This window comes from Jannaschia helgolandensis (genome assembly GCF_900109285.1).
GTDB classification, from domain to species: Bacteria; Pseudomonadota; Alphaproteobacteria; order Rhodobacterales; family Rhodobacteraceae; genus Jannaschia; species Jannaschia helgolandensis.
This window is the reverse complement of record NZ_FNZQ01000001.1, coordinates 1-24161: the sequence shown is the minus strand read 5'-3', so window position 1 is coordinate 24161 and position 24161 is coordinate 1. Positions and strand designations below refer to the sequence as shown.

Genomic DNA, 24161 nt, shown 5'->3' with positions numbered 1-24161 from the left:
TTTGCCGACGACAAAGGGGTGCGCGGATGGTGATCGGACGGCTGGCGGATGCAGTGACGCGCGGGGTGGGGGACGTGGCGTCCTCGGTGACCGACGTATTCGACCCGACGCTGCGGCTGGGCGTCACCGGCCTGAGCCGGGCGGGCAAGACCGTGTTCATCACGTCGCTGGTGGCGAACCTGATCGACCGGGGCCGGATGCCCGGATTTTCGGCCGGTTCCCGGATTGAAACGGCCTTCCTGCAACCGCAGCCCGACGACACCGTGCCGCGCTTCGACTACGAGAGCCATCTGGCCGCGCTGACGTCGCGCACACCGCATTGGCCCGACGGCACCCGCGCCGTGTCGGAACTGCGCCTGTCCTTGAAGGTGCGGCCCGCCGGCATGCTGGCCGGACTACGCGGAACGCGGACGGTGCATCTGGATATCGTGGATTATCCGGGCGAATGGCTGCTGGACCTTGGGTTGATGGACAAGACGTATGACGCATGGTCCGCCGCTGCGCTGGCGCGGCTGTCATCCTGGAACGCCGGCGATTACGCGGCGGCGATGCAGACCATCGATCCCACCGCCAAACTGATAGAGACGGAGGCGCAGACACTGGCCCGTGCTTATACCGCCGCTTTGCACGCCGCGCGGTTAGCCGGGGCTTACGATCTGACGCCGGGGCGGTTTCTCCTGCCCGGAGAGCTGGAGGGATCGCCCGCGCTGACCTTTGCCCCGCTTCCCCCCGGCGATGCGCCGCGCGGCAGCCTGCGCCGCGAAATGGAGCGGCGGTTCGAGGCCTATAAATCCCAGGTCGTGCGTCCGTTTTTCCGCGATCATTTCGCCCGGCTGGATCGGCAGGTCGTTTTGCTTGACGTGCTGGGTGCCTTGCGGCGCGGACCCCGTGCACTGGAGGAAATGCGCGCTGCGATGACCGACATCCTGACGGCGTTCCGGCCCGGCGCGATTGGTTGGCTGCTGTCGCTTCTGGGGGCGCGTCGGGTAGATCGGTTGCTGTTCGCGGCGACCAAGGCCGATCATCTGCACCACACGCAACACGCGCGTTTGACCGCACTGACCGAAGCGATGGTCCGCGACGCCAAGTCCCGCGCCGATTTTGCGGGCGCGCAGACCAAGGCGATTTCGATGGCCGCGCTGCGCGCCACGGTCGAGGAAATGCGCGAACATCAGGGACACGATCTGCCCGTGGTGCGCGGGCGTCTGATGGGGACAGACGGCACACCGGGGCGCGAGGCAGCACTGTATCCGGGCGAGATGCCCGCAGATCCGGCGCATGTTCTGACACGCGCGCGGCAAGGAGCGGAGAGTTGGCTGGACGGCGAATACGACCTGATGGAGTTCGCGCCCGCGCCCCTGACGCTGCGGCCCGGAGAAGGACCGCCGCATATCCGGCTGGACCGGGCGGCGGAGTTCCTGCTGTCCGACCGGTTGTGACGGCCATTGCAAATCAAGTGGGCGATCATAGGTTTCGACCGACAACGAGGGCTGATCCATGAGTGACCGAGACCCGCCGCGCCGAGCCGTTCTGTTCGATATCGAGGATGAAGCGCGGCCCGCCGAGGAAACGCGCGCCGGAGCGGTGCGGCTGGCCACGACCGCCACCGGATTGGACCCCGCCTCGGCCCCGCCGGTGCCCGACGACGACGGTGCGCCGCCCGCCTCGGGACGTGCAATGCAGACGCTGGCGATCCTGGCGACGCGGCGGCAAAGCGGTCTGGCACGATGGTTTTTCGCTACGCTGGGCGCACTGCTGACGTTTGCGATGTCGCTGGCCGCGTGGAATTTCGTGACCGGCCTGATTGCGTCGAACCCGGTTCTGGGCTGGGTCGCGCTGGCGCTGGTCGGGGCCTTCGTTGCGGTCTGCCTTGCCATTGCATTGCGTGAACTGGTGGCCTTGTCGCGGCTGAAGCGCATCGACGGATTTCATCGTGACGCCGCTGCCGTCACCGATCTGACGAGCGCACGCAGACTATCGGAACGGCTGGGCGCGTTTTATGCGGGTCGTCCCGATACGCGCTGGGGCCGCGAGGATCTGGCCGCGCGCACCGGCGATGTCTTCGACGCGGATGCGATGCTTGCCCTGACCGAACGCAGCCTGCTGGGCCCGCTGGACGCCGCCGCCACCCGTGAGGTCGAAGCGGCGGCCCGGCAGGTCGCGATGGTCACGGCGATCGTGCCGCTGGCGCTGGCCGATGTGGTGGCCGCCTTGACGTCGAACCTGCGGATGATCCGCCGCATCGCGCTGATCTATGGCGGACGGGGCGGGACACTGGGGTCCTGGCGTCTGGCCCGCACGGTGCTGACGCATCTTGCGGCGACCGGCGCGGTGGCGGTGGGCGACGACATGATCCAGTCGGTCGCAGGCGGTGGCGTATTGTCCAAGCTGTCGCGCCGGTTCGGCGAAGGCATCGTGAACGGGGCGCTGACGGCGCGCGTCGGTCTGGCCGCGATGGAGGTCTGCCGCCCGCTTCCCTTCGTTCACGAACGTCCGCCCCGGATCACCGACGTGATCGGGCGCGCCCTGACCGGATTGTTCGGGCAGAAGGACGCCACAGGCTGATGTTTGGAGGGTGACGTTCCCACGGATCGGTAAGGCGGGTTTCGGGTTCGGTGGGCAGGTTCGGCCATCCTGTACTGGGGGTTGGGGGCGTATAGCGAAGCAGCGGGTGAACGACAGGACAGCGGCGGGCTGAGGCCTCTGCGCCACTATCGCCTTGTCTGTGACGCGGCTGGCCGGTTTCACTGCCCGCTTGCCCATCGCGTGATCTAGGCTGCCCGTCAAAACCGGGCAGACGGGACACATGATGGAAACCTTGCTTGTTTTTATGGCAATTGCGCTTGTCGTCGGGGTGCCGCTTGCCATTATCGCCCTGACGGTTTCGGTCTTCGGCCTGGGGCGTCGTCTGCGCGCGGCCGAGCAGGAGATTGCACAGATGCGCGGCGGTGTATCCCGCGCAACCGACGACGGGTCGGCCCCGTTTGCGTCACAGCCTGCGACAGAAACCAAACCGGTCGAAAAGGCAGCGCCATGGGGTCCTGCGGCGGGGCAAACGGACGATCCGTTGCCTGTCATCCCGTTGCCCGACACCGGTCCGAACGACACAGACGCACAGGTCTTCATAAGTCAGACCTCGCCTGCCAATCCGCCGCGTCCCATCCGATCCGGTCCGAATCTGATCGACCGGGCCATCGCCTGGCTGTCGGTGAACTGGTTCTATGCCGCCGCCGCCGCGTCGCTGGCGCTGGCCGGGATATTTCTGGTGCAATACGGCGCGGAACAGGGGCTATTGCCGCCCCCTGTGCGGGTTATCGCGGCGCTGATCTTCGGTGCGGGGTTGATTGCGGGCGGCGAACTGATCCGGCGACGTTTTGGCGACGGAGAGGATGTGGCGACTGCTTATCTGCCGTCCGTCCTGTCCGGCGCGGGCGTCGTGACGCTGTTCGGTGCGGTGCTGGGCGCGCACCATCTGTATGATCTGATCGGACAGGGCGCGGCGTTGGGCGCGATGTCGGTGATCGCGCTGGGAGCCATCGTGCTGGGCTGGTTCCACGGCCCGCTTCTGGTGGCGGTCGGCCTGATCGGCGGGGCAGTGACACCCTTCGTCGTGGGCGGCGGTCGCGGGGCCGACCTGCGCCCCTTGCACGGCTATTTCCTGATCCTGGCGGTGATGGGCCTGTCCATAGACGCGGTACGGCGCTGGCGCGGGCGATGGGTCAGCGGGCTGGCACTTGCCATCGGGCTCGGCGCCTCGACTCTGCTGGCCCTGGGCAACCCGGATACTGTGACCGTGCATCTGATGGCCGTCACCGGGATGGCGCTGGCGGCGATGGCACTTCCGATTGCGCGTCTGCAACCGGATCACGCCGGACCGATGGTGTTGACGGCGGCCTGCAAGGGATATCGCGCGCCATTGGAGAACCTGCTGGCCTTCGCCGCAGTCAGCATTGCCGCGGCACTTGCCGTACTGGGCGCGGCGGAGGCGCTTTGGCCCGCCATCGCCGTGCAGGTCCTGCTGTTCGTCGCGGTCGCACTTTGGGCGCAGAAGGCCGAGGGACTGCAGGACGCCGCGCTTGCCCCGGCGCTGGGCATGCTGGCGATCATCGCGGAATGGCCCGCGCCGGACGGGGCCGCCGCGATCACCCTGGCCTTGCTGGCGGGGGGCACACTGTCGTTTGCGGCATTGCTCCGCAGCTTTCGGGACACGGTCACGCACCGGCTGGGCTGGGCCTTGGCGACGGTGCTGATTGCGCCTGCCACAGGGTTGGCCCTGCATCTGGCATGGGCCGCCCCCAGCATGATGGGGGCTTATGTCTGGGCGTTGCACGCGCTGGCTGTGGCGGCAGGGTTGACTTTGGCGGCGGGGGTCTGGGCGTCGATGGACGGAGAAGACCGCCTGCGCCCGTCGTTGGCCGCGCTGGTCGCGGTAACGTTGATTGCCTATGCGCTGGGGCAGGTCGCGGGCGAGGCTGCGCTGACCGCTTCGGTTGCGTTGATCGCTGCGGGGGCCGCTTGGCTGGACCGGCGGTTCAACCTGCCGCTGCTGTCGTGGTTCGTGGTTCTGGCCGCGCCATTCACGTTCTGGCGCCTGATGGGAGTGCCGGGATTGGAGTGGCATCTGGAGACACCGATCCTGCCTGCGCTTCTGTCGATGGTCGGGTCTGCGGCCGGGTTCGGTCTTGCCGCATTGTGGCTGCGGCAGGCGGACCCCGCAAAGGGTCGCCCCGAACCCCTTGCGGTGGCGGAATCGGCTGCACTGGCTGCGATCGGATATACCGCGTCGATCCTGTTGTGGCGGGCGCTGGCGCAATGGGGGGCGGACCCGTGGCATCTGCGAGCCGGGCTGACGGCGCTGATCTGGCTGATCCTGGCCTGGGCGCAGTTCGAGGTCTGGGCGCGGGGCGGTCGGATGCCGTGGCTGCGTCTTGGTCTGACGGCGGCGTTCGGCGGCATTGCCGGGCTGGCGCTTGTTGCGGGGCTGACCTTCGGCAACCCGTTGTTCACCTTCCCCGGGGTGAACAGCATCGCCGGTTGGCCGGTCCTCAACACCTTGATTCCCGGCTATCTGCTGCCTGCGCTTCTGCTGCTGGCGGTATGGTGGCGAATGGCGCATCTGCGATTGTCTCAGGCATGGACCCTGATGGCCGCTGCGACCGGATGCATGCTGGCAGGGGTCTGGGCCGTGCTGACGATCCGGCATTTCTGGCAGGGAGCCGACCGGATGAGCATCTGGAAAGGTGCAATGCAGCCGGAGACCACGACCTACACGATTGCGCTCCTGATTCTTGGCGCGGCCCTGTTCTATCAGGGCGTGGCCAGACGGTCCGATCTGTGGCGGCGCGCGGGGACGGCGGTATTGGCGGTGACGATGCTCAAGGTTTTCCTGATCGACGTCTGGTCCCTTGACGGGTTGTTGCGGGTCGGCGCGCTGATTGCACTGGCAACGGCGATGGGCGGGCTGGCATGGCTGTATCGCTGGGCAGGGGGCACGACATCAGCACCGGCGAGCCCGGTGCAAGGGTTGCCTTCCGACGCACCTCGGGATGGCGGACAGGGTCCGCCCCCTTAATGCAATCGGATCAGTGTTTGCGAACGGGCAATTTACGCGGACGGGGCAGGCACAGCGGCACCAGAACCAGAGCGGCGGTGCCGAGAAAGGCGATCAGCAGGGACAGGGACATGGCATTTCCTCCGCCTGTCACCCTGCATCGAAATGATGAACTTTGCGTTAAGGCATGATGCTCCGCGCGACCGTGTCATCGTCCGGTGTGAAACGACCGCTCCGGGTCTGTTCCGCGCCAGTCTGGCGGCAGCGACCGGTCCAGGGCGTCCGGTGCCTGCGAATCCGGTCTTTGACGACACCCGGCCCGCTTGCCGTTCCCCCGCGCCGGTGCCTATAACGCGCGCGATGACGGAACGAGTTCTGAAACCAGCGCGAATTAGTCCCCCGGCGCCCTGACGACAGGGGCGGCCGGGCCAAGGTGCTGACCGATCCGCACCGACCTTGATGCAATTCCGATCCGAAGGACGCCCCCGATGAGCGCCGAAGCCCCCGACTACAAATCCACGCTGAACCTGCCGGTTACCGATTTTCCGATGCGGGCGGGCCTGCCCAAGCGCGAGCCGGAGTGGCTGGCCCGTTGGGCCGAGATCGGCGTCTATGACCGCCTGCGTGAAAAACAGGGCCGCGCGCCTTATACGCTGCACGACGGGCCGCCCTATGCGAACGGGCACCTGCACATCGGGCACGCGCTGAACAAGACGCTGAAGGACATGGTTGTCCGGTCGCATCAGATGATGGGCTTCGACGCGCGATACGTGCCCGGTTGGGATTGTCACGGGCTGCCGATCGAATGGAAGGTCGAGGAGGCCTATCGCAAGAAGGGCCGCGACAAGGATGCCGTCGATCTGGTGGAGTTCCGTCAGGAATGCCGCGAGTTCGCTGCCGGTTGGGTCGATATCCAGCGCGAGGAATTCAAGCGGCTGGGCATCACCGGCAACTGGGCCGATCCGTATCTGACGATGGATTTCCACGCCGAGGCGGTGATCGCGGCGGAGTTCCAGAAGTTCCTGATGAACGGCTTGGTCTATCAGGGGTCGAAGCCGGTGATGTGGTCGCCGGTCGAGAAGACCGCGCTGGCCGAGGCCGAGGTAGAGTATCACGACCGGCAGGTGGATGCGGTCTGGGTGAAGTTTCCGGTGGTGAAAGGGGGCAAGGCCGAACTGTATGAGCCTGGACGCGATGTGCCCACGTTTCGAAAGACAGATGCGGGGCAATTCACCCAGTATTTTTCAGATTTCTCAGGAGCGCAGGTCGTTATCTGGACCACCACGCCCTGGACCCTGCCGCAGAACCGCGCGATCAGCTTCGGTCCCGGCATCTCCTACGGTCTCTATGAGGTGACCGGCACGCCGGACGAAAGCTGGGCGAATGTCGGCGACCGCTATCTGCTGGCCGACGCGCTGGCCGAGGCCACGCTGACATCTGCTCGGCTGGAAGATGGCATGTGGACGCGGGTGCGCGACGTGCCAACCGATGAACTTGCCGCGCTGATCTGCGCCCACCCCCTTCGCGGGGCCGAGGGGGCGGACGGCGAATGGGATTATGACGTGCCTCTGTTCCCCGGCGATCACGTCACCGACGACGCGGGCACGGGCTTTGTCCACACAGCGCCCAGCCACGGCGATGATGACTATCAGATCGGCCTGAAGCACGGGTTGAAGATGACATTCAACATCGAGGCCGATGGGTCGTATCGCGCCGATCTGCCGTTGTTCGGCGGCGAGGCGATCCTGAAGCCGAACGGCAAGCCCGGCGGGGCGAACAAGGCCGTCATCGACAAGCTGGTGGAGGTCGGCGCGTTGCTGGCCCGTGCCCGGATCACGATTTCCGACGCGCATAGCTGGCGGTCCAAGGCCCCGGTCATCCGTCTGAACCGCCCTCAGTGGTTCGCCGCGATCGACAAGGCCGTGGGCGACGGGCAGGACACCTATGGCGAAACGGTGCGCAGCCGCGCGCTGACCTCCATCGACCAGCTTGTCGAATGGACGCCGAAGAACGGCCGCAACCGTCTGTTCTCGATGATCGAAAACCGGCCTGACTGGGTGCTGTCGCGGCAGCGCGCCTGGGGTGTGCCGCTGACCTGTTTCACGCGCGTCGGGGCCAAGGCGGACGACCCCGACTTCTTGCTTCAGGACGAGACAATCAATCAGCGGATCATCCAGGCCTTCGAGGAAGAGGGCGCGGATGCCTGGTACAAACCCGGCGCGAAAGAGCGATTCCTGGGCAGCGATTACAATCCGGACGAATGGCAGAAGGTCGACGACATTCTGGATGTCTGGTTCGACTCCGGCTCGACCCACGCCTTCGTTCTGCGTGACCGGCCCGACGGTACGGCGGACGGTATCGCCGACGTCTATCTGGAAGGCACCGACCAGCATCGCGGATGGTTCCATTCCTCGATGTTGCAGGCGTGCGGCACGATGGGGCGCGCACCCTATCGGTCTGTCGTCACGCACGGCTTCACGCTGGACGCCAAGGGCGTGAAGATGTCCAAGTCCATCGGCAATACCATCGCGCCACAGGACATCGTCGAACAATACGGCGCGGATATCCTGCGGCTTTGGGTGGCGCAGGTGGATTACACCGCCGACCACCGGATCGGGCCGGAAATCCTCAAGGGTGTGGCGGATGGATATCGTCGCCTGCGCAACACGCTGCGCTTCCTGCTGGGGTCGCTGACCGATGATGCGCCCGCCGATCCGCTGGAAATGCCGGAGTTGGAGCGCTGGGTCCTGCACCGCCTTTCGGAACTTGATGATCAGGTCCGGGCCGCCTATTCGGCGCATGATTTCGCGGCTGTCATCCAGATCATCTTCCAGTTCGCGACGGTCGATCTGTCGGCGTTTTACTTCGATATCCGCAAGGATGCGCTTTATTGCGATGGCGACACACTGCGCCGTCGCTCGGCGCGCACGGTTCTGGCGCTGCTGCACGAACGGTTGACGACCTGGCTTGCCCCGATCCTGCCGTTCACGATGGAGGAAGTCTGGCTGGAGGTGCATCCGGGCGACGGCTCATCTGTTCATCTGCAGGATTTCCCCGCCCCGCGTCCCGGTTGGCGCGACGACGCACTGGCCGCCAAGTGGTCGCGCATCCGCGCCGTTCGCCGGGTCGTCAATGGTGCGCTGGAAGACGCGCGGCGTGACAAGATCATCGGTGCGTCGCTGGAAGCGGCGCCGGTGGTGCATGTCGATGCGGAAACGGCGGCTTTGCTGTCGGATGTGGCCTTCGATGACATCTGCATCACCAGCGGCATCGTCGTCACGACCGAACCCGCGCAGGACGATGCGTTTACCTTGGACGATACGCCCGGTGTTGCCGTCGGATTTGCACAGGCCGAAGGGGGCAAATGTCAGCGGTGCTGGAAGATCCTGCCGGACGTTGGGCACCACGGGCATGACGGAGTTTGCGCCCGCTGCGACAGCGCATTGTAAGACATATCCCGGTGGACCCGATTATGGAGCCGCCGGGATAGTCATCGACCTGATAATCAAGCGCAGAGTTTAAACGGCAATATCCAGCAAGGGGATTGCCTCTCAACCGCGCCCAGATTGCATGTTCCATTGCTCCATGGCGTCGGTCGGGCCGAAGGTCTGGAATGTTGCGATGCCGATCAGCAGGGCAAGGCCGGACATTGTCACAAACATCGCAAGGGTCCGCATGGCTCAATCCTCATTGCAGGCCTGCCTGTTCTGAGCCGGGCCTCGGTTTGGGGGGCGATGACTTGTCGGAAATAGATCCAACCATCGTCGTACTGAGGGTTACACGCAGGAGCATGCGCCTTCCGTCGCGGCGCAGTGTTCGCGGGGCTGTGTGCCCGCTTGCCGGGTGGAATCGCGAGGATGTGCCCTAGACGCTTCGTCGTCGCTGTCGCCGCAGTTTCCGGTTCAGCAGACTGGCACGGTTGGGATACAGGTCCCGGTGCAGCGCGGCCCAGGGGGCATCGGCCCCGGCACGGTCACAGAGAAGGATCAGTCGTTCCAGCAGAAACGGCCGATCGCCCGTCGCCTCCCATGCGCGCTCCAGAAGTAGTCGGGCCAGAGCCTCGTCGTCGGCGGCCAGATAGAGGTTCGCCCGCAGGATCATCAGGTCGGGATCGGCCATCGCGGCCCTTGGATGCCCGTCCAGCAACCGCTCCAGCGCCACCATATCGTCCGTTCGACCCAGACAGGCCGCGACGCGGGCCAGCCATCCGGCATCGTCGATCCTCACATCGCCCAGAATCGCATCGACATAGTCCAGCACGCGCGCCTGTCCGACAGGCCCAAGACGCACGGCGTTCAGCGGGCGGGACCGGATTTCCGGGCCTTCCGCCGGATCGGCGACGTTGAAATCCGCGAACAGCGAGGTATAGCGGCACCCCGATACGATGGTATGCGGCATGAAATCCTGCCAGCGGTACAGACAGGTCTGCAACGTCCCGATTTCGATGCAATGGGTGTCGGGGCCGGCAAACATCATGTTGGCGAAACCGGCCCCGTGATAGGACATCATCACCTCGGCGCGGGCCATCAGGGCGACCTGTTCCAGCGGGCTGTAATCCTCGAAATAGATGACCTTGAAGCCCCGGTTTTCCAACGCATCGGTCAGGTCGTCCTCGCCCCACATGGGCCGCACGCGGTTCGATTTCCGACCGACCCAGAAGCGTCGGGGCAAATGATCCCATTCGCCCCCCTCGATCAGGCGCAGCGCCGTCTCGCGCAGTCGCAGGAGCAGTCCATCGCAGGAGTTCATGGCAAGCACAGCCAGGCTCATGCGGTCGGGATCACGGCCTTTCCAATAGTGCGTGTCCGGTGCCTCTGCGTCGATGCCGTCCATTACGGTCGGACCGCTCTGATACCACAGATGCCGGGCATTCAGCGTCGACAGACAGCGATCATACCTGTGTCTGCCCGACCGAAAATGCACCCGCCCCAGAAGGCGCGGAAACATCTGATCGACCCAATCCCGGATGAAGTCCTTCACGTCATGGCGGTCGCAATGAATATAGACCTGACCCGTGAAACCATCGTGATCGACGAGGCATAGCTGCCCCAGCGTTTCAGTCGAAAAGTGGTAGAAGTTGAAGGCGTTGCGCGCGTCGATGACGAAATCCAGGCCGTCGGTCGGGCCGTCCCAGATGGGCGGCACGGGGTCTTTGGCCTGAAGCCGGGCGAAGTATTCAGCGGTCTCGGCATCGGCGTCACGCAGGCCTTCGTTATACCAGTGATACCGATTGCGCAGCCGTGTCCCCGCCGCTCCGGTCAGAAGATAGCGATCGTGGACGGCCAGATAATGTCCTTCCGTTCGCAGCCCCTCCAACACGACGGGAACGGTCTGAAATACGAGGCCCGACCTGAAGGAGCGGCGGCGGAAATGTGTTTCGATATGGCTTTCGATCTGCGTCTCGAACCTGGCGAATTCGCTGACCGAGGCGGCGGCGATGCGCCCCTTGGGTCGCTTGTCCCACATCTGTGGCAGCGGACCCACGGTCCACAAGCCGTCGTCCACGCCCGGCGCGAAGAAGAAGTCGCGGGGCGGGACCTGCCAGTCGAGGGTCACGCGGGGCGTCGGTTCGGTCATGCGTGAGGATCTGGCCTGTCAGATTTGAGCATTATGTTAAGGGTGCTGGGGCGCGCAAGTATTTGCCAACAATGCTGTTTCAGCCTTGACTGGACTCTGGCGAGGCAGTGTTCGGATCTAGAACTCGACGCCGGCCTGGGCCTTCACGCCGGAGCGGAAGGGGTGTTTGACCAGCTCCATCTCGGTGACCAGATCGGCCAGCTCGATCAGCTCCTCCCTGGCGTTGCGCCCGGTCAGCACGACATGGGTCATCGGCGGCTTGTGATCGCGCAGGAACGTCACCACCTCGGCCACGTCGACGTAATCGTAGCGTATCGCGATATTGATCTCGTCCAGCAGCACCATGCGATTGACCGGATCGGCAATCAGTTCCTTCGCCTTGGCCCAGGCCGCTTGTGCCATTTCGATGTCGCGAGACTTGTCCTGCGTCTCCCAGGTGAAGCCTTCGCCCATCGTGTGAAAATCGCACAAATCGCTGAAATTTTTAATGATAAGATCACGTTCGCCGGTGCCCATGCCGCCCTTGATGAACTGCACGACGGCGCAGGGCATGTCGTGGGCGATGCAGCGGAAGATCATGCCGAAGGCCGACGACGACTTGCCCTTGCCCTTGCCGGTATGGACGATCACCAGGCCTTTCTCGTCGGTCTTGGTTGCCATGATTTTGTCGCGCGCGGCCTTCTTCTTGGCCATCTTCGCATTGTGGCGGTCGGTATCGGGATCGGTCATCAGCAAGCCTCCGGCTTCGGTTCTGGGGACAATCCGGTGAACCCGCGCTCGCGTCAAGGTGGACGCGCAGGGCGGACAGATCGGTGCAAAACGTAGGTATTATCGCTGTATTACGAACGTATTACCCGCGTCATACGCTGCATGATACGTATGCGTTAAGACACCGTTAACCAAAGCAGTGTCAGGTCGGGCCATGCGTGTCAGATTTCTTCCGCTTATATTTCCGCTTGTCCTGACGGCCTGCAACGTGGCGCATCCGCTGGACGGGTTGAACCGCACCGGGACGGCCAGCGCGGGCGGGCACGATTTTCGGGTGAACTGGAATCTGGAATCCGCGCAGGCCACACGCACCAATCCGGCATGGCGTCCCGGTCTGACACAGGTGATCCAGTCAGCCGTTCAGGCCACGCAGGAGGTGACGGGCTGCAAGGTTCGCCCCGGCACGGCAATCGGGGATATCGCACTGGTTAACATGGCGCTGGATTGCCGGGTGGAGTGAGGCGCCGGGGTTGTGGCCTGAAGCGCAACCCGTCCGGCGTGCCACAGTGATCCGCAACCGCGCGCCATGGACCGTCGTTCAGCCGTCGAGCATGAGTTGGACGTCAGGCGGACGTCAGGCGGACGTCAGACGATGCCCCCGCCTGCACCGCTCACCGCAGGGCGTTCATTCGCGACACGCGCACGATAGCCCGAGGCGCGATAGGTCGTGACCGGATCAATCGCGGCCCCGGCCTCGAGCCGTGCCATGGCCAGGATCGGTTCGACATCCGTCCGGAAGCCGCGCTTGAGCGTCGTCGTGGCCATGAGGGCGTCGTTGTCGTCCTGAAAACCGGCCAGTGCAGCACGATCGACCAATAGCGCCTGCGCGTAGGCGCGCTGCACTTCGGTGGCGGAGATCATCAGGCTTTCGATCGGGTCCGTCACGTTGTGGCTTTGGTCCAGCATGTGCATCGGGTCGAAGTCCGGATCGGCCTCGGCCTCGACCAGTTCGTTGAACACAAGAAACAGTCGATAGGGGTCGATGCTGCCGGTATCGAGATCGTCGTCGCCGTATTTGCTGTCGTTGAAGTGAAATCCGCCCAGCTTGCCGAATTGCGTCAGCCGCGCGACGATCATCTCGATATTCACGTTCGGCGCATGGTGGCCAAGGTCGACGAGGCACTTCGCCTTGTCGCCCAACTGCTGCGCGATCAGCAGGTTGGTGCCCCAGTCCTGCACGACGGTCGAATAGAACGCGGGCTCGTACATCTTGTGTTCGGACAGCAGGGTCCAGTCGTCGGGCAGGGCATCGTAGACCTGCGTCGCGGCATCCAGATACCGCCCGAACTGGCGGGTGAAGTTGGTCTGGCCGGGAAAGTTCGACCCGTCGCCGACCCAGATCGTCAGCGCCTTCGATCCGATCTGTCGGCCCAGTTCGATACAGGCGATGTTGTGATCGACGGCCTGTCGCCGCGTGGCGGCATCGGTGTGCGAGAGGGAGCCGAACTTGTAGCTGTGCGCCTGATCCGGCTGATCCTGAAAGGTGTTGGAGTTCATCGCGTCGAACGCCAGTCCGACTTCCTCGGCCTTGCTGTTCAGATCGGCCGCCGGTTGCGCGTCCCATGGGATATGCAGAGAAACCGAGGGCGTGGCCGCAGTCAGGCGATGGATGACGGCGCAGTCGTCCAGCTTGTCGAACACATCGCGCGGCTCGCCCGCGCCGGGGAAACGGGCGAAGCGGGTGCCGCCGGTTCCCACACCCCAACTGGGCACGGCGATGCCATAGGAGGCGACCTTGTGCTTGACGGTCGCGATGTCGATGCCGCGTCGGTCCAGATGTTCGCCCAAAGCGTCATAATCCGCCCGGAGCGACGCGGCGGCCTTGTCGTTGGTCTGCTCGATGATGTCCGGTTCGATCATGAGGGCGTCCTTTATCGGGTGAAGGCCTGAACGTTGCCTGCGTCCACGTTGATGATGTTTCCGGTCGATTTGGCCGACAGGTCGGAGGCCAGGAAATAAGCCGCCTCGGCAATGTCGTCCGGCAGCACCGAACGCTTGAGCAGGGAGCGGTCGCGATACATCGCTTCCAGCCCGTCCTTGTCGGTGCCATAGGTCCCGGCGCGCTGATCCAGCCATTCTCCCTGCCAGATCTTCGACCCTTTCAGAACGGCATCCGGGTTCACCACGTTCACCCGCACACCCATCGGCGCGCCTTCGAGGGCAAGACAGCGGGCGAGATGGATTTCCGACGCCTTGGCCGTGCAATAGGCGGAGGCATTGGGCGAGGCGGCAAGGCCGTTCTTGGACGCGACGAAGACGATCGCACCGCCCATGTCCTGCACCCGGAACAGCTTGAACGCCTCGCGGCTGACGAGGAAATACCCGGTCGACAGGATCGCCATGTTCCTGTTCCACAGGTCCAGCGTCGTTTCCTCGACCGGGGCGGAACTGGCGATGCCCGCGTTGGACACCAGGATGTCGACCCCGCCGAACTCCGCCGCGATGTTGGAACAGGCACTGACGACAGCCGCCTCGTCGGTGACGTTCATGGTGACGGTGCGCACCACGTCGGCGGAATAGCGGGCGCTCAGGTTTTCCGCCGTCTCGGCCAGTGCCGTCTCGTCGATATCGGCCAGCATGACGCAGGCGCCTTCGCGCAGATACCGTTCCGCCGTGGCCGACCCGATACCGCCCGCGCCGCCGGTGACCAGCGCCACGCGCCCGGCCATGGATTTGGGGGCAGGCATCCGTTGCAGCTTCGCCTCCTCCAGCAACCAGTATTCGATGTCGAAGGCTTCCTGCTCGGGCAGGCCCCGATATTCGGACACCGCATCCGCCCCGCGCATCACGTTGATCGCATTGACGTAGAACTCGCCGGAAATGCGCGCCGTCGCCTTGTCTTTCGCGAAGGTGATCATGCCGACGCCAGGCACCAGATAGACGACGGCATTGGGATCGCGAAGGGCCGGGCTATCGTCGTGTTTGCACCGTTCGTAATAGGCCATGTAGTCCTCGCGGTAGTCGGAAATGGCGTCTGCCAACCCGGCCAGAGTAGCGTCAATGTCCGGTTTCGCCGGGTCGAAATCGACGACCAGCGGGCGGATCTTGGTGCGCAGGAAATGGTCGGGGCAGGACGTGCCCAGCGCGGCCAGACGCTCCATCTCGTTGGCGTTCACGAACTCCAGCACCGCGTCGCTGTCGGTGAAATGCCCGACCATATGCTGCTGACCCGACACCATGCCCCGGATCGCGGGCATCAGGCGGGACGCGGCGGCGCGACGCTGATCGGCGGGCAGGCTTTGATGCCTGGCCCCCCCGAAGGCGTCTTTGCCTGCGGTCTGTTCCGCGAACCAGTCCATGGCGGTCTGGATGATGTCCAGCGTCAGGTCGTAGCAGTCCCGCGCGTCATCGGCCCAGGTGAACAACCCGTGGCTTTCCAGCACGACGCCCCTGGCGTCCGGGTTCCTGGCACAGAAGTCCGACAGCCACAGGCCCAGCTCGTATCCCGGCTTTTTCCACGGCAACCAGCCGATGGTGTCGCCGAAGATCTGTTGCGTCAGGGCTTTGCTGTCCCTGGCCGCCGCGATGGCGATAATGGCGTCGGGGTGCATGTGATCGACGTGCCTGGCCGGGACATAGGCGTGCAGCGGCGTGTCGATGCTGGCCGCGCGGGGGTTCAGGTTGAAGGTGCAATGGGGCAGGTAGGCGACCATCTCGTCTTCGTATTCGACGCCGCGATATAGGCCGCGAAGGGCATTCAGCTTGTCCATGTAGAGCGTCGAAAAGCCGTCCATGGCAATGGAGCCGACGTCGCCCCCGGAGCCTTTGACCCAGAGGACCTCGACGGTTTCACCCGTCAGCGGATCTTTCTGCAGGACCTTGGCCGACGTATTCCCGCCGCCGTAGTTGGTGATTCTCTTGTCGGACCCCAGGAGATTGGACCGATAGAGCAGCTTTTCGGGCTCGCTCATGTTCTTGGCGCGGGACGCATCCCATTTGTTTTCGAGGCGTTGTGCGGATTTGGGCGGGCTCATCATTGTCTCCGTAGGCGACCGGGGCATGGAATTCGATCGATGCCAAGCTGAACTCCATACCTCGCCAAGTCAATCATAAACGATCATATTCAATCATGCTGCAATGCAGAATGACTGAATATGAATAAAAATGATTGACAGAGAAAGGCGACTCACTCCATCCTGACGGCAGCAAAAGGGGTCATCCATGCACGAGAAAGACCGTCATCGCGTCATCCTGTCCGCTGTTCAGGACCGGTCACTGGTGACAGTGGTCGATCTTTGCACCCTGACCGGCGCGTCCGAAGCGACGATCCGGCGCGACATCAATACGCTGGACGAACAGAAGCGTCTGCGACGGGTGCGCGGCGGGGCCGAAGCCCGGACCACGACGCCCTTCGTCGGACTGGCCGGGCGGCCGTTTTCCGTTAACGAGACGATGAACAACGCCGAAAAGCAGGCCATCGCCGCCGCTGCGGTCGAGTTGTGCGAAGACGGTGACGCGATCATCATCAACGGCGGCACGACGACGTTTCAGATGGTGCATCCGCTGGCTACGCGCCGGATGCAGGTCTTCACCAATTCATTCCCGATCGCGGAACACCTGCTCAAGAACACGCGCAACACGGTGATGCTGCCCGGCGGCATCATCTACCGCGAACAGAACATCATCCTGTCGCCCTTCGACAACGACGTGACCCGCAATTTCTATGCGCGCCGCATGTTCATGGGGGCGCAGGGCATCGGGCCGCTGGGCCTGATGGAACAGGACCCGCTGCTGATCCAGGCAGAACAGAAGCTGATCGGGCAGGCAGATGAGTTGATCGTGCTGGTCGACAGCAGCAAGTTCGCCAACCGCTCCAGCCTTGTGCTGTGCCCGCTTGAACGGATCGACACCATCATCACGGACGACGGCATCGACGACCGCACGGCGGCAATGCTGGAGTCCGCGGATGTGACGCTGATCGTCGTGCCCGGTGGCGCGGCGCAGAAAGACGGGGTGGCGCGTTTGCCAGCCTGACAATTTCATCGCTCCAGGGAGGAAACCATGAGTGTATTTCGTAAATTTCTGACGACGGCGGTCGCCGCGACGGCGCTGCTGACCAGTCCGGCCTTCGCGCAGGAGGATGTGCGCATCGCGCTGGTCGTCAAGGCGTTGGGCATCGGCTTTTTCGAGGCTGCCGCCAAGGGTGCGGAGGAGGCCGCGGCCGAGCTTGGCAATGTCGAGATCATCTATACCGGCCCGACCGACACCACCGCCGAAGGCCAGATCGAGGTGATCAACGCCCTGATCGCGCAGAACGTCGATGCCATCGCGATTTCGGCGAATGACACCGATGCCCTTGTGCCTGCGCTGAAGCGCGCGATGCAGCGCGGCATCACGGTGATCAGCTGGGACAGCGGCGTAGCCGCCGAAGGCCGTCAACTGCACCTCAACCCATCGTCCAACCCGCTGATCGGCAACATGATCATCAAGCTGGCCGCCGACCAGTTGCCCGACGGGGGTGAGGTCGCGCTGCTGTCGGCGACGACGACGTCCACGAACCAGAACACCTGGATCGAGGAGATGAACAAGGTCATGGGCGATTATCCCGGCATCGAAGTGGTCGCGACCGTCTATGGCGACGATCTGGCCGACAAGTCTTACCGCGAGGCGACGGGCCTGATGCAGTCCTATCCGGACCTCGACGCGATCATCGCGCCGACCTCGGTCGGCATCGTTGCCGCCGCGCAGGCCGTGGTCGACGCCGGAAAAGTGGGGCAGGTCAACGTGACCGGTCTTGGCCTGCCGTCCGAAATGGCAGGTGCCATCGAGAGCGGCGCGTCGAAATCCTTCGCGATCTGGAACCCGATCGACCTTGGCTATTCCGCAACGATGCTGGCCTATGAGTTGAGCCAGAACGGTGTGGAAGCGGCCCCCGGCGCGGAAATCCCGATGGGCCGCATGGGCACGCTGACCCTGGACGAGAATACCGAGGGCGCGATGGCCGACCCCTTCGTCTATGACGCCAGCAACATCGAAGAGTTCAAGTCGATCTTCTGAGCTTGCTTCGGTCCGGCGCATGTTTCCGCGCCGGGCCGAGCCCCGGCCACCCCCACATGTGAGAGTGTCACAATGACCGAGTCTGGATCGCCCGTCGTATCGATGGACGCCATCACCAAGACCTTTCCGGGCGTCAAGGCGCTGGATCAGGTGCGGCTCGATCTCTATCCGGGTCAGGTCACCGCTCTGGTCGGCGAAAACGGGGCCGGCAAGTCCACGACCGTCAAGATCCTGACCGGCATCTATCGTCCCGATGGTGGCACCATCCGTATCGACGGAAACCCGGTCGACTTAACCACGCCTAACGATGCCGCCGCGTCCGGGATCACGGCGATCCATCAGGAAACCGTCCTGTTCGACGAGCTTTCGGTGGCGGAGAACGTCTTCATCGGCCACGCGCCGCGCACTCGATTGGGCCTGATCGACCGGGCCGAAATGCACCGCGCCGCCGCCCGGTTGCTGGATGAGATCGGCGCGCCCTTCGGCACACACACGCCGCTGCGCGAGCTTGGCATCGCCAACAAGCACCTTGTCGCCATCGCCCGCGCCCTGTCGGTGGATGCCCGCGTCGTCATCATGGACGAACCGACGGCAGCCCTGTCGCACAAGGAAATCGAGGAGCTGTACGAACTGGTCGAGACGCTGAAGGCGCAAGGCAAGGCGATCCTGTTCATCAGCCACAAGTTCGACGAGATTTTTCGCATTGCAGACCGCTACACCGTCTTCCGCGACGGGGCCTTCGTGGCCGACGGTGAGATCGCCGACATCGACGAGAACGCGCTGGTCAAGATGATGGTCGGTCGCGCGGTCGATCATATCTTTCCCGCCCGCAGACCGACCGTTGCCGAAGAAGTCCTTCAGGTCGTGGGCTATGACCACCCGACCGAATTCGCGGATATCGGCTTCCGCCTGCACCGTGGCGAAATCCTTGGTTTTTATGGCCTGGTCGGCGCGGGCCGATCGGAATTCATGCAGTCGTTGTTCGGGATCACCAGACCCAGCAAGGGCGTGTGCAAGATGAACGGCAAGATCCGTGTGATCCGCTCGCCCGCCGACGCGGTCGCCAACGGGATCGTCTATGTCCCCGAAGACCGAGGCAAGCAGGGGGCCATCATCGGCCTGCCGATTTTTCAGAACATCACCCTGCCGTCGCTGGGCCGCACCTCGCGCAATGGTTTCCTGCAACTGGCCGAGGAATTCAAACTGGCGCGCGAGTATTCGGAGCGGCTGGACCTGCGGGCCGCCTCGCTGGATCAGGATGTGGGCAACCTGTCGGGCGGCAACCAGCAGAAGGTCGTGATCGCCAAATGGCTGGCCACGCAGCCGCAGGTTATCATTCTGGACGAGCCGACCAAGGGCATCGACATCGGTTCCAAGGCAGCCGTCCATGAATTCATGGCGGAACTGGCAGCGCAGGGATTGTCGGTTATCATGGTCAGCTCCGAGATCCCCGAGGTGATCGGCATGTCCGACCGGGTGATCGTGATGCGCGACGGTCGCATCGCCGCCGAGTTGTCGGGCGACGATCTGCGCCCCGAAACCCTCGTGCGTCATGCCGCCGGTATTTCCACCCCCGCACCGCAGGAGGCCTGAGGCTATGGTATCCCGACTGATCCCTGTGCGTGAAGCTATCCTTGCCGGTGCAATTCTTGTCCTTCTGGCGCTGGTGGCCTCTCGTTTCGCCGGGTTCGTGGCGCCCGCAAACCTGGCCAATGTGTTCAACGACACAGCGCCCCTGATCATCCTGGCGCTGGGGCAGATGGTAGTCATTCTGACGCGCTGCATCGATCTGTCGGTCGCCGCCAACCTGGCCCTGACGGGCATGACCGTGGCGATGATCAACGTCGCCATGCCGGGGCTGCCGATCCCCGTGATCATCGCCGTTGCCATTGCATTGGGCGCGGTCATGGGGGCGATCAACGGCCTGCTGGTCTGGAAACTCTCGATCCCGCCGATCGTGGTGACGCTGGGCACGATGACGATCTTCCGTGGAACGATCTTCCTGATCTCCGACGGGAAGTGGGTCAACGCACATGAGATGAGCGCCGCCTTCACTGGTTTTCCGCGTGCCGCATTCCTGGGCCTGCCGGTGCTGTCCTGGGCTGCCATCGCCACGATCCTCGTCTTCGGCGTGATGATGGCGCGAACGCCGCTGGGCCGGTCGATCTTCGCGGTGGGCGGCAACCCGCATGCGGCGGTCTATGCGGGCATCGACGTCGGACGGACGCAATTCCTGGCCTTCGTGATTTCGGGCGCGCTGGCCGGGCTGACCGGTTACCTCTGGGTGGCGCGCTATGCCGTGGCCTATGTCGACATCGCCGGCGGGTTCGAGTTGGAGGTCGTGGCCGCCTGCGTCATCGGCGGCATTTCCATCGCGGGGGGCATCGGGTCGGTCGGGGGCGCCGTTCTGGGCGCGATCTTTCTCGGCGTCGTCAAGAATGCACTGCCGGTCGTCGACATCTCGCCGTTCTGGCAACTGGCCATTTCGGGCAGTGCCATCCTGATTGCCGTCGCCTTCAATGCGCGCGCAGGGAAGGCCAGGGGCCGCATCATCCTGAAATCCACGGTGGCCCCGACATGAGTGACAGCACCCTGCAAGCCCGCCCCGAAACGCGCCATGTGCCGGACCGCCTGAACAGCCGCGCCTTCCGCACCCTGCGCAGTTGGGAAAGCCTGTTGCTGGCCGTGGCCATTGCCATCTTCATCGTCAACAGCTTCGCCTCGCCGTATTTCCTGAACGTCTGGAACCTGAGCGATGCGACTTTCAACTTCACCGAAAAGGCGATGATCGCCTTCGCCATGGCGCTATTGATCATTTCCGGCGAAATCGACCTCTCCGTCGCCTCGATCATCGCGCTGGCCAGCACGGCGATGGGGCTGGCGGTGCAATACGGGGCGGGGACGCCGGAACTGGTGGTGATCGGGCTGGCGGTGGGTCTGCTCTGCGGGGCGTTCAACGCGGTCTTCGTCACGATCATGGGCCTGCCGTCCATCGTCGTCACCATCGGCACGATGAGCCTGTTTCGCGGCATCAGCTATATCATTCTGGGGGACGACGCTTTCCGGGGCTATCCGGCCAGCTTCGCCTGGTTCGGACAGGGATATATCTACTGGGTCTTCACGGTCGAGATGCTGTTCTTCGTGATCATCGCGCTCGCCTTTGGCGTATTGCTGCACAAAACGAACTTCGGTCGCGCGGTCTATGCCATCGGCAACAATCCCACGGGCGCGATGTTCAGTGGTATCCGCGTGCAGAAGGTCAAGTTCATCCTGTTCCTGCTGACCGGTCTGATGTCGGGCGCCGCCGCGGTCTTCCTGACCTCGCGACTGGGTTCGACCCGACCCAGCATCGCGACCGGGATGGAGCTGGAGGTGGTGACGATGGTTGTCCTGGGCGGCGTAAACATCCTGGGCGGATCGGGGTCGATTCCGGGCGTGGTGATCGCGGCTTTCGTTATGGGCCTGGTGACGTTCGGGCTGGGCTTGCTCAATGTGCCGGGGATCGTGATGTCGATCTTCATCGGCCTGCTGCTGATCGGGGTGATCGCCCTGCCGCGCCTTTGGACCATGGCTGCGAACCGGAGGCGCGGATGAGCGAGCGTCACGTCTTTCGCATGCGCCTGAACCCCGGAATGGCGGAGGAGTATCGCCGTCGCCACGATGCGATCTGGACAGATTTGGTGGAACTGCTGCGGGGGGCCGGGGTCAGCGATTACAGCATTCATTTCGACGCAGCCAACGACCTGCTGATCGGAGTTTTGATCCGGGATGCGGATCACGGGATGGACGACTTGCCCGATCATCCGGTGATGCAGCGCTGGTGGGCGCATATGGCTGACATCATGGAGACAGACCCCGACAACGCCCCCGTCGCGGTGACGCTGCCGCGTCTGTTTCACATGCCATGATGTCGCCGCGCCATATCGCCGTCATCGATATCGGCAAGACCAACGCCAAGCTCGCGCTCGTCGATCTGCCAACGCTGAAGGAGATCGACGTCGTGACGCGGCCCAATCACGTTCTGCCGGGACCGCCCTGGCCGCATTTCGACGTAGACGGCCACTGGGCCTTTCTGCTGGAGGCCCTGGGGCGATTTCACCGGAGCCATCGCATCGACGCCATCTCGGTCACGACGCATGGGGCCTGTGCCGCCTTGCTGGATGCCGATGGTCGTCTTGCCGCGCCGATCCTCGATTATGAACATGACGGTCCGGCCGAGCGCGTCGTCGCGTATGACGCGTTGCGACCATCGTTCGCCCGAACCGGGTCGCCCAGACTGGCCGGCGGCCTGAATGTCGGGGCGCAGCTGGATTGGCAGTTTCACCGCGACCCGGCCCTGATGGCCCGAACCGCTCATATCGTCACCTATCCGCAATATTGGGGCCACCGTCTGACCGGGGTCGTGGCCAGCGATGTCACTTCGATCGGCTGTCACACCGATCTGTGGTGCCCGCGCGAGGGGCGCTATTCGGATCTTGTCGACAAGCTCGGCCTTGTCGACAAGATGGCCCCCGTGCGCAGGTCCACGGACGTTCTGGGACCGATACTGCCCCAAGTTGCGGCTGCGACGGGGTTGCCGCCCGAGACGCCGGTGGCGGTCGGAATCCATGATTCCAATGCCTCTCTGTATCCGCATATCCTGACGCAGGAGGGTGCATTTTCCGTGGTTTCCACAGGGACATGGGTGGTCGCGATGACGGTCGGGGGCGGTGATCCCGATCTCGATCCGGATCGCGACACGCTCGTGAACGTGGACGCCCGCGGGCAGGAGGTGCCCTCCGCCCGGTTCATGGGGGGACGGGAATATGAAATAATCCAGGGGCGGCGGCCTGCCCCGGCCAGTGAGGAAGACAGTCTGGCGGCCCTGACCCGCAAGGTAATGCTCCTTCCGGCGGTCGAACCTGCGACCGGCCCGTATCGGGATCAGCGGATGCGCTGGCAGGGTGGGGAACCTGCGCTCGGGACGGGGCTGCGGGATGCGGCCCTGTCGTTCTACCTTGCGATGATGACCAATACCTGCCTGCAGCTGACCGGGGCGCTTGGCCCGACCATCGTGGAAGGGCCGTTTGCGCGCAACACGCAGTTCATGGCCATGCTGGCCTGTGCCACCGGGCGTCCGGTTCTGCAGAGCCGGTCTGCGACCGGAACAAGCATCGGCGCGGCCCTTTTGCTGGGGCGAAGCGCGGCGCTTGTACCGCCCGATCCGGTCGCTCCGGTGCCGAATGCGCCGCTATGGCAATCCTACGCCAAGCACTGGAGTCGATCGGCCGACGACGCCCGCGCCGGCATCATGGCCCGGAATTCGGTCTGAAGCACTTTGCGTTTGACTTGAACCGGTCGGTGATTTCCACACGGGCTATTGTCTGGTGCACGTCCGTCGGAAGGTGGGTCATGGGCAGGCCCTGCTCTCTGGATCTTCGTCACCGGATTTGTTCCTGTGTCGCGCGGGGCCATCCGGCGCGTACTGCGGGCCGGGTCTTCGGTGTCAGTGCCGCGGCGGCGGTGCGGGTTGCAGCGGACCGGAAGGCTGGGGGCCGGGTGTTTCCAGACGGCAAGGCAGGCCGCCAGGCCGGTTCGGCAAGCGGGCTCGTCACCTCGGTTGTCTCGTGGAGTCCTGGATATCGTGCGTGCGGAGCCGGACATCACGCTGAAGGAGTTGGCCACAGCGCTGTCCGAAACCGAAAGGGTTCAGGTGAAACTGTCATCGCTGCAGCGTGCTCTGGGTTGCGCCCTGGGTCATCGCCGGGGTTATGAACGGTCCGGCATTCGACACTGACATAGAAACACAACCGGTCCCCGAACTCGAACCCGGCACCGTTGTCATCCTCGATAACCTGTCCACCCACAAAGGCCCGCGCGCAGCAGAGGCCATGAAAAGACACGTTTGTTGGCACTTGTTCCTGCCGCCATACAGTCCCGATCCTAGGTGTTTGATCCCACGGTTTGATGGTGCGATCCATTCGATGGACTGGAAGGAAGCACTATGGGACAAGTTCGTCACGGCAGCGCCACGACCACGTACGCCGTCAGAGCAGCAATACAGCGATCGCAAGCTTCGATCGCGGGGTTGAGCCGAGAGCTTGGGATCAATCCCAAGACGGTTGCAAAGTGGCGCAAGCGGCAAACGGTTGAAGATCAGAAGACCGGGCCCAAGGAGCCGCGCTCAACGGTTCTCAGCGCCGAAGAGGAAGCCGTCGTTATTGCCTTCCGCTGCCATACTCTGCTCCCGCTCGACGACTGTCTTTATGCGTTGCAGCCGACCATCCCG

General features: G+C 64.0%; 18 protein-coding genes and 1 pseudogene. 14 read left to right on the top strand and 5 right to left on the bottom strand.

The genetic code is table 11. The features are described 5' to 3' along the window. The first annotated feature begins 26 nt into the window (after positions 1 to 26). The 4 genes from BMY38_RS00090 (at position 27) to ileS (ending at position 9000) form a co-directional block, all read left to right on the top strand. Positions 27 to 1439 (top strand): YcjX family GTP-binding protein, encoded by a 1413-nt coding sequence (locus BMY38_RS00090; protein WP_092758614.1) that lies wholly within the window; start codon positions 27 to 29, stop codon positions 1437 to 1439. A gap of 58 nt (positions 1440 to 1497) precedes the next feature. Further along, complete coding sequence (locus BMY38_RS00085; RefSeq protein ID WP_092758612.1) at positions 1498 to 2565, top strand: YcjF family protein; 1068 nt, start codon at positions 1498 to 1500, stop codon at positions 2563 to 2565. Positions 2566 to 2806: 241 nt separating this feature from the next. Next, positions 2807 to 5572 (top strand): DUF2339 domain-containing protein, encoded by a 2766-nt coding sequence (locus BMY38_RS00080; protein ID WP_092758610.1) that lies wholly within the window; start codon positions 2807 to 2809, stop codon positions 5570 to 5572. Positions 5573 to 6039: 467 nt separating this feature from the next. Beyond that, the gene (ileS, locus tag BMY38_RS00075) at positions 6040 to 9000 is read left to right on the top strand and encodes an isoleucine--tRNA ligase (RefSeq protein WP_092758608.1); all 2961 of its coding nucleotides are present in this window, start codon (positions 6040 to 6042) and stop codon (positions 8998 to 9000) included. Positions 9001 to 9102: 102 nt separating this feature from the next. On the opposite strand, the gene BMY38_RS18530 is transcribed toward ileS, so the two are convergent. The 3 genes from BMY38_RS18530 to cobO all read right to left on the bottom strand — a co-directional run bounded on the left by BMY38_RS18530 (position 9103) and on the right by cobO (position 11857). Next, the gene (locus BMY38_RS18530; protein WP_281243185.1) at positions 9103 to 9228 is read right to left on the bottom strand and encodes a hypothetical protein; all 126 of its coding nucleotides are present in this window, start codon (positions 9226 to 9228) and stop codon (positions 9103 to 9105) included. Between the two features lie 187 nt (positions 9229 to 9415). Next, positions 9416 to 11128, bottom strand: a complete 1713-nt coding sequence (locus BMY38_RS00070) for a glycosyltransferase family 61 protein (RefSeq protein ID WP_092758601.1) — start codon at positions 11126 to 11128, stop codon at positions 9416 to 9418. Between the two features lie 117 nt (positions 11129 to 11245). Further along, positions 11246 to 11857 (bottom strand): cob(I)yrinic acid a,c-diamide adenosyltransferase, encoded by a 612-nt coding sequence (cobO, locus tag BMY38_RS00065; protein WP_092758599.1) that lies wholly within the window; start codon positions 11855 to 11857, stop codon positions 11246 to 11248. 193 nt (positions 11858 to 12050) lie between these two features. On the opposite strand from cobO, the gene BMY38_RS00060 reads away from it, so the two are divergent. Continuing rightward, positions 12051 to 12356 carry a hypothetical protein gene (locus tag BMY38_RS00060; protein ID WP_092758597.1) on the top strand — a complete coding sequence of 102 codons (306 nt, stop codon included), beginning with the start codon at positions 12051 to 12053 and terminating at the stop codon, positions 12354 to 12356. Positions 12357 to 12481: 125 nt separating this feature from the next. Here the strand turns inward: BMY38_RS00060 and rhaI are convergent, their stop codons facing one another. Together rhaI and BMY38_RS00050 are read right to left on the bottom strand one after the other, a co-directional pair. Continuing rightward, positions 12482 to 13756 carry an L-rhamnose catabolism isomerase gene (gene rhaI / locus BMY38_RS00055; protein ID WP_092758596.1) on the bottom strand — a complete coding sequence of 425 codons (1275 nt, stop codon included), beginning with the start codon at positions 13754 to 13756 and terminating at the stop codon, positions 12482 to 12484. A gap of 11 nt (positions 13757 to 13767) precedes the next feature. Continuing rightward, entirely contained in the window at positions 13768 to 15870 is a 2103-nt protein-coding gene (locus tag BMY38_RS00050) for a bifunctional rhamnulose-1-phosphate aldolase/short-chain dehydrogenase (RefSeq protein ID WP_092758595.1), read from the bottom strand. A gap of 187 nt (positions 15871 to 16057) precedes the next feature. Here BMY38_RS00050 and BMY38_RS00045 point away from each other — a divergent pair, with 187 nt between their 5' ends. The 9 genes and pseudogenes from BMY38_RS00045 to BMY38_RS00005 form a co-directional block, all read left to right on the top strand. After that, positions 16058 to 16870: a DeoR/GlpR family DNA-binding transcription regulator gene (locus tag BMY38_RS00045; protein WP_092758594.1), complete on the top strand. Its 813-nt coding sequence runs from the start codon at positions 16058 to 16060 to the stop codon at positions 16868 to 16870. Between the two features lie 27 nt (positions 16871 to 16897). Further along, positions 16898 to 17893 (top strand): rhamnose ABC transporter substrate-binding protein, encoded by a 996-nt coding sequence (gene rhaS / locus BMY38_RS00040; RefSeq protein ID WP_092758593.1) that lies wholly within the window; start codon positions 16898 to 16900, stop codon positions 17891 to 17893. Positions 17894 to 17965: 72 nt separating this feature from the next. Further along, the gene (locus BMY38_RS00035; RefSeq protein ID WP_092758592.1) at positions 17966 to 19486 is read left to right on the top strand and encodes a sugar ABC transporter ATP-binding protein; all 1521 of its coding nucleotides are present in this window, start codon (positions 17966 to 17968) and stop codon (positions 19484 to 19486) included. Positions 19487 to 19490: 4 nt separating this feature from the next. Continuing rightward, positions 19491 to 20474: an ABC transporter permease gene (locus tag BMY38_RS00030; protein ID WP_092758591.1), complete on the top strand. Its 984-nt coding sequence runs from the start codon at positions 19491 to 19493 to the stop codon at positions 20472 to 20474. Then, positions 20471 to 21487 (top strand): ABC transporter permease, encoded by a 1017-nt coding sequence (locus tag BMY38_RS00025; RefSeq protein WP_092758589.1) that lies wholly within the window; start codon positions 20471 to 20473, stop codon positions 21485 to 21487. The genes BMY38_RS00030 and BMY38_RS00025 overlap by 4 nt, the downstream gene beginning before the upstream one ends. Continuing rightward, positions 21484 to 21801, top strand: a complete 318-nt coding sequence (locus tag BMY38_RS00020) for an L-rhamnose mutarotase (protein WP_092758587.1) — start codon at positions 21484 to 21486, stop codon at positions 21799 to 21801. The genes BMY38_RS00025 and BMY38_RS00020 overlap by 4 nt, the downstream gene beginning before the upstream one ends. Then, the gene (locus tag BMY38_RS00015; RefSeq protein ID WP_092758585.1) at positions 21798 to 23204 is read left to right on the top strand and encodes an FGGY-family carbohydrate kinase; all 1407 of its coding nucleotides are present in this window, start codon (positions 21798 to 21800) and stop codon (positions 23202 to 23204) included. Before BMY38_RS00020 ends, BMY38_RS00015 begins: the two co-directional genes overlap by 4 nt. Before the next feature lie 403 nt (positions 23205 to 23607). Beyond that, positions 23608 to 23964, top strand: a complete 357-nt coding sequence (locus tag BMY38_RS18650; RefSeq protein ID WP_217638773.1) for a transposase — start codon at positions 23608 to 23610, stop codon at positions 23962 to 23964. After that, positions 23877 to 24161, top strand: a pseudogene (locus BMY38_RS00005) (IS481 family transposase); the annotation flags it as partial. The gene BMY38_RS18650 and the pseudogene BMY38_RS00005, both read left to right, overlap by 88 nt.